Source organism: Acidithiobacillus ferriphilus (genome assembly GCF_018854775.1).
Taxonomy (GTDB): Bacteria; Pseudomonadota; Gammaproteobacteria; order Acidithiobacillales; family Acidithiobacillaceae; genus Acidithiobacillus; species Acidithiobacillus ferriphilus.
In genome coordinates this window covers 1-5,209 of record NZ_JAAZTY010000063.1, presented here as the reverse complement: position 1 = coordinate 5,209, position 5,209 = coordinate 1, and the positions used below count along the sequence as shown (strand labels likewise).

Here is a 5,209-nt window from a genome sequence, read left to right as displayed (position 1 = left end):
GCTACTGACCACCGTTCTGGTCTTCTTCGTCGCCCGCCACAGTTGGCAGTGGCCGCTGTGGAAAGCTGGCCTTTTCTGCGGCTTCTTTATCCTGCTGGACGGGATATTTTTCGGCGCAAATTTATTGAAACTCGTGGCAGGAGGATGGTTCCCACTGATGATCGGCCTGGTAGTTTTCACGACCATGTCGACATGGCGATGGGGACGGGAGATACTCGCCCGCAAACTGTATCCGGATGCCATCTCGGTGGAGGCCTTTCTGAGCGGCGTCACCCCTATCGAGCCTATCCGTGTCCCGGGCACGGCGGTATACCTGACAGTACGCGAGCACGGCGTTCCGCATGCCATGCTGCATAACCTGAAACACAACCGAGTGCTTCATGAACGGGTCATCATCCTCACCGTCAAATTTGAAGATGAGCCACGCACCCTTTCCACGGCCCGCTTGGCGGTTCTGGATTATGGACAAGGCGTCTATCGTTTCACTGCCCGTTATGGATTCATGGAGCAACCCGATATTCCAGAGACGCTGAAGTCCGCGGAGAGTCCGAACTTCCGATGGAACCCATCGGATACCACCTATTTTGCCTCCCGCCAACGGGTGATTCCGACCGCCGACGCTGGCCTGGCCTTATGGCGAGAACAACTTTTCGCCATCCTGCTCCGTTTTTCTACCAACGCCACCGACTTTTTCCGGCTCCCGCCCAACCAGGTGATGGAACTGGGGGATGTTGTCGAGCTTGCGCATAGGGTGTCCGACGCACCTAAGCGGGGTTAGGGGGTTAGGGAACAGGCCTACAAAATCAGGAAAACCAACGCAGGAATGCTGCGGCAGTGAGGGCGGTGACACCCAAGCCGAAATCAGAACCCAGGATCCAACGCTGCACTGCCCCCGACCATCCACGCTCAAAATACAGGTAGACCATCCCGAGGATGATACCCAGAACTGCGCAAGCCATTTTGAGAAACAGGGCCGTCAGAGCGATCCCGTGAATGTCGGGCAAACGGCCATCATAGTAATAGCTAGTAGCCCCAAAAAGGATACCGGTCACCCCTTGGTTTACCCATCCCAAAGTGATTACCCACACCAGCGTCCTCTGCATGCCAGGAGAACGGCGCGCCAGCAAAAGCGCCGCGGCGCCTCCGCCCACGATGGCCACCGCCCCCAAGTTGTGCAACGCCTGAATGCAGGCATAGAGCAAAAGCTGGGCGCTGAAGAAAAAGCCCGGCATTTTTACTTAACCGTAACCACAATGCACCGGTTGACCCCAATGAGAACATGGGCCGCTGTAGCCTCTTTGATGCAAATAGTGTGTGTGCCGGGCGCCAACTTGCCTACAGAAAAGTTACCTTTCAATTCATGGCTCAAGCCAGCCATGTGGTTATCAACATAGACATGGATATGATTGCCGTTGGGGGCCAGAGTGACATCATAGGACAGGACCACGGAGGTACCGGCACTGAGTTGTGCACCATTGACAGGAGAAAGAATCTTGATATATTTTTTTCCGGACTCCGTGGTACCGCTTCCTCCGGTCGCTTTGTCCATATTGCCCACGGCAGGCTGCGATGGATGTCCAACTGCAGCCTCGGACGGAACCATCGTCGAGCTTAATGCCGCGGCGGCAAGCACCCATAGGATGCGGGAAATATTTGGGTTCATAAGGCACCTCCAGTGCGCGCCAGTCTAGTGGTAAGGCAGGATTTATCCCCACACCTCAAGTTTTCAGTATAGGAGATTGGTGGCGCAATGGAACACCCCTCGCACCGAGTAAATCATGATCGCGAAATAGGGGATTTACTTCAGCAGTCGCGTAGTTTTTTGAAGCCGTTCGTTGCTGCGATTCCAGGCGCGGTTTGAAGCGCTGCCACTGCGACCAGACGATTCGAATCAATTCAAAGCGAACGCCGATGGTCACATATTCCTCCCGCTCACCCTCGAAAAACCATCCGCCCCGCCACCAATGTATATCGTACCTGCCCGCGCAATTCCCATTGTCCATAAGGAAGATTCCGCCCGCGGCTCCACTGACGCCCTGTCTCTACCGTGAAGTAGGAGTCCGGATCGAAGATACAGAAGTCAGCGGTGGCACCGACCGCCAGGGATGGCACTGGCAAACCAAGGGCTTGGGCCGGGCCGACGCTCAGCAAGTGCAGCACCGTCATTAAATCCAACACCCCTTCATCCACCAGACGCAGCGCCAGGGGCAGGAGCCATTCCACGGCAGCAATGCCGAATGGCGCCTGGGTGAAAGTCATGCCTTCCCGGTCCACCCCCCAGGGGTTGTGATCACTACTGATGGCCGTTATAGCACCCATGGCAATGGCGTGCCGCAGTGCGTCGCGCTCTGCGACGGCGCGTAAAGGCGGCAAGATCTTGGCGTGGAGATTGAAGAAACCGATATCCTGCTCGGTGAGCAGCAGGTGATGGATACTCACCCCACAAGTCACCGGCTCACCACGCTGCCGGGCCGCCACAACCTCGGCCACCGCCGCAGCGATACTCAAGTGCGGAAAATGGATGGGGCAACCGCTGAGCGCGGCAATGGCGATATCCCGCTGCACGCCGATCTGCTCCGCCGCGGCCGGGCGTCCGCTCAGGCCTAAACGGATGCTCAGACGGCCTTCGTGCATCACCCCGTTGGCAGCCAACTCCGGCTCTTCACCATGGAGTAATACGGGCAAGCCCAAATCCGCTGCGTAACTCAGCGCCAGCCGCAACAAGGCCGCGCTGAGCACGGGCTCCTTGGCCTGACTGAAGGCGATAGCACCGGCCGCTGCCAAACCCGCCATCTCCGTCAGCGCCGTGCCCTGAAGCTGCGTAGTAAGGGCACCGGACAGATGCACATTGGCCAAGGCCAGACGATCCGCCAGAATGCGCTGTTCCTGCAAAACGGCCGGGATGTCGGCCATCGGCAGAGTGTCCGGGCGCAGTAGAACCTGCGTCACGCCACCGGCTACCGCCGCACGCAACTCACTGGCGAGGTCACCATCCCGACCGTGACCTGGGGTATGCGCCTGAAAAGACGTTTCAATGAATCCTGGGCAGGCAATCAAGCCCGTGCCATCCAGCACTTCTCCTGCCGTAAAGTCAGGGGGCAGCATACCTCGTGCGACAATCCGACCGCCCGCCACGGCCAGATCAGTAACCGCATCAAAGCCGTCACTGGGATCCATGACCCGAATATTACGGATGATTCTGTGCATGGATTTCACTCCCCGCCCGCCGCGCCAGCGAGGATGGTGAGCACCGCCATCCGCATCGCCAGGCCATGGGCTACCTGTTGGAGAATCACCGACTGAGCACCATCGGCCACCTCCGAGGCGATCTCCACCCCGCGATTCATAGGACCGGGATGCAGCACCAGCGCGCCTTGAGCTGCCCACTGCAAGCGCTCCGGTGTCAGCCCGAAACGGTGATAAAATTCATTCAGACTGGGCAGACGGTGCGACACCATGCGCTCCCGTTGCAGGCGCAGGGCGCAAATCACATCCACCCCGCGCAGACCGGCCTGCAGATCGTGGTAAACATGCACGCCCAGCGCCGAAAGCTCTTCGGGCACCAAGGTGCGCGGGCCGATGACGCGAATTTCCGGGCAACCGAGAATGGACAAGGCATGAATCTGCGAGCGTGCCACCCGCGAATGGAGCACATCGCCGACGATGGCCACCACTCGGTTTTCAATCGGCCCCGCCAGGCGACGGATGGTGAACACATCCAGTAAGGCCTGGGTGGGATGGGCATGCTGACCATCACCGGCATTCACCACCAGTGCCGAGTCGCCGAGATGGCAAGCGATCAGATGGGCTGCTCCCGCTTCGGGATGACGGAGGACGAAACCATCCACCTGCATGGCCATCAAATTATCGACGGTATCAATGAGGGATTCACCCTTGCTGGCACTACTCGTGCTGACCGCAATATTCAGCACATCCGCCGAGAGGCGCTTGGCGGCCAGCTCGAAGGTGCTGCGGGTCCGCGTGCTGTTCTCAAAAAAGAGATTGACGATGGTGCGGCCACGCAGGGTGGGGGTCTTTTTGACACTGCGATGGGCAATACTGAGGAAAGATTCCGCCGTATCGAGAATCTGCAGTAACTCGCGCTCCCGAAGCCCTTCGGTACTGAGCAGATGACGCAAACGGCCCTGGGCGTCGTATTGCGGGTTTCCTTCACCAAAACGAAAGGTGGCGGCGCTCATGGCTGCAGCCTCCGCTGCTCCAGTTCCAGACGCAAGGGCTCGGGGCCGCGCAGCTTGATGTGCGCGCCCGCTGTGGCATTCAGGCGTAACGCCGCCACATCAGCGGCCACTGGCAGTTCGTGCCCGCCGCGATCCACCAGCACCGCCAGGCGGATGCGGGCCGGTCGCCCATAGTCGAAGATTTCATTCATAGCGGCGCGCACGGTGCGACCGGTGTAGAGGACATCGTCCACCAGAATGATATCGCGGCCATCGACATCAAAGGGGATATCCGAGGCGCGCACCTGCGGGTGCAGACCGATCTGGCTGAAGTCGTCGCGATAAAAAGAGATATCCACCTGCCCCAGGGGCTGCTGCAAACCGAGTGCGGCGTGCAGGGTGCGCGCCAGCCAGACACCGCCGGTAAAAATGCCGATCATCGCCGCCTGCTCCGGATCAATGAGGGGACGCAGATCACGCGCCATACCCGCTAACAGTGCAGTCACATCCCAGTCGGTCGTCATGCGTCGCCTCGGGCATTATGAAAGGTCCACAAAATCTCGCAGGCCGCGGCTTGATCCAGCAAACGGCCGCGTTTCTTTTGAGAAAAGTCGCGATCTTTCAGGATCAGCTCGGCGGCGTGGCTGCTCAGGCGCTCATCCACCCAATGGATAGGCAAGGAGAAGCGGCGCTGCAAACTTTCCGCGAATTTGCGCACCCGGCCCACCATGAAGCCCTCGCTGCCATCCATGTGCAGAGGCAGGCCCAGAACCAGCGCACGCGGCTGCCACTCCTTAAGAATACGGGCGAAGCCATCCCAGTCCGGGCCAGTTTCGCCATTGCGCAGGGTGGCAACCCCTTGCGGCGCCAAGCCCGACTCCCCCAGAACCGCAATCCCGATCCGACGTTCACCGAAGTCTATCCCGAGCAGCGGCCCGTTGTGTTCAAGCATGACCCGCCGCACCACTGAGCAGACGCATATCCACTCCCAGCAAGCGCGCCGCGGCCTGCCAGCGCTCACTGGCGGGCAG

General features: G+C 59.6%; 8 protein-coding genes. 1 reads left to right on the top strand and 7 read right to left on the bottom strand.

Annotation, left to right across the window (positions count from 1 at the left end):
- On the top strand, window positions 1-778 hold a 778-nt coding region (locus tag HF921_RS05350; RefSeq protein WP_215893450.1), incomplete at its 5' end, for a KUP/HAK/KT family potassium transporter.
- A gap of 25 nt (window positions 779-803) precedes the next feature.
- Here the strand turns inward: HF921_RS05350 and HF921_RS05345 are convergent.
- The 7 genes from HF921_RS05345 to ruvX all read right to left on the bottom strand — a co-directional run.
- Window positions 804-1,232 carry a hypothetical protein gene (locus tag HF921_RS05345; protein ID WP_064218454.1) on the bottom strand — a complete coding sequence of 143 codons (429 nt, stop codon included), beginning with the start codon at window positions 1,230-1,232 and terminating at the stop codon, window positions 804-806.
- Window positions 1,233-1,234: 2 nt separating this feature from the next.
- The gene (locus tag HF921_RS05340) at window positions 1,235-1,663 is read right to left on the bottom strand and encodes a hypothetical protein (protein WP_064218453.1); all 429 of its coding nucleotides are present in this window, start codon (window positions 1,661-1,663) and stop codon (window positions 1,235-1,237) included.
- A gap of 55 nt (window positions 1,664-1,718) precedes the next feature.
- Complete coding sequence (locus HF921_RS05335) at window positions 1,719-1,919, bottom strand: hypothetical protein (RefSeq protein WP_215892912.1); 201 nt, start codon at window positions 1,917-1,919, stop codon at window positions 1,719-1,721.
- Between the two features lie 13 nt (window positions 1,920-1,932).
- Window positions 1,933-3,207 (bottom strand): dihydroorotase, encoded by a 1,275-nt coding sequence (locus HF921_RS05330; RefSeq protein ID WP_215892913.1) that lies wholly within the window; start codon window positions 3,205-3,207, stop codon window positions 1,933-1,935.
- 5 nt (window positions 3,208-3,212) lie between these two features.
- Window positions 3,213-4,199, bottom strand: a complete 987-nt coding sequence (locus tag HF921_RS05325; RefSeq protein ID WP_064218121.1) for an aspartate carbamoyltransferase catalytic subunit — start codon at window positions 4,197-4,199, stop codon at window positions 3,213-3,215.
- A complete protein-coding gene (pyrR, locus tag HF921_RS05320) occupies window positions 4,196-4,702 on the bottom strand; it encodes a bifunctional pyr operon transcriptional regulator/uracil phosphoribosyltransferase PyrR (protein ID WP_215892914.1) in 507 nt (168 codons plus the stop codon). The genes HF921_RS05325 and pyrR overlap by 4 nt, the downstream gene beginning before the upstream one ends.
- A partial coding sequence (ruvX, locus tag HF921_RS05315) for a Holliday junction resolvase RuvX (protein ID WP_226834349.1) occupies window positions 4,699-5,209 on the bottom strand: 511 nt, incomplete at its 5' end. The genes pyrR and ruvX, both read right to left, overlap by 4 nt.

Coding starts and splice junctions, on each gene's coding strand:
- HF921_RS05345 (WP_064218454.1), bottom strand. CDS start 1,232: ATGCCGGGCTTTTTCTTCAGCGCCCAGCTTTTGCTCTATGCCTGCATT.
- HF921_RS05340 (WP_064218453.1), bottom strand. CDS start 1,663: ATGAACCCAAATATTTCCCGCATCCTATGGGTGCTTGCCGCCGCGGCA.
- HF921_RS05330 (WP_215892913.1), bottom strand. CDS start 3,207: ATGCACAGAATCATCCGTAATATTCGGGTCATGGATCCCAGTGACGGC.
- HF921_RS05325 (WP_064218121.1), bottom strand. CDS start 4,199: ATGAGCGCCGCCACCTTTCGTTTTGGTGAAGGAAACCCGCAATACGAC.
- pyrR (WP_215892914.1), bottom strand. CDS start 4,702: ATGACGACCGACTGGGATGTGACTGCACTGTTAGCGGGTATGGCGCGT.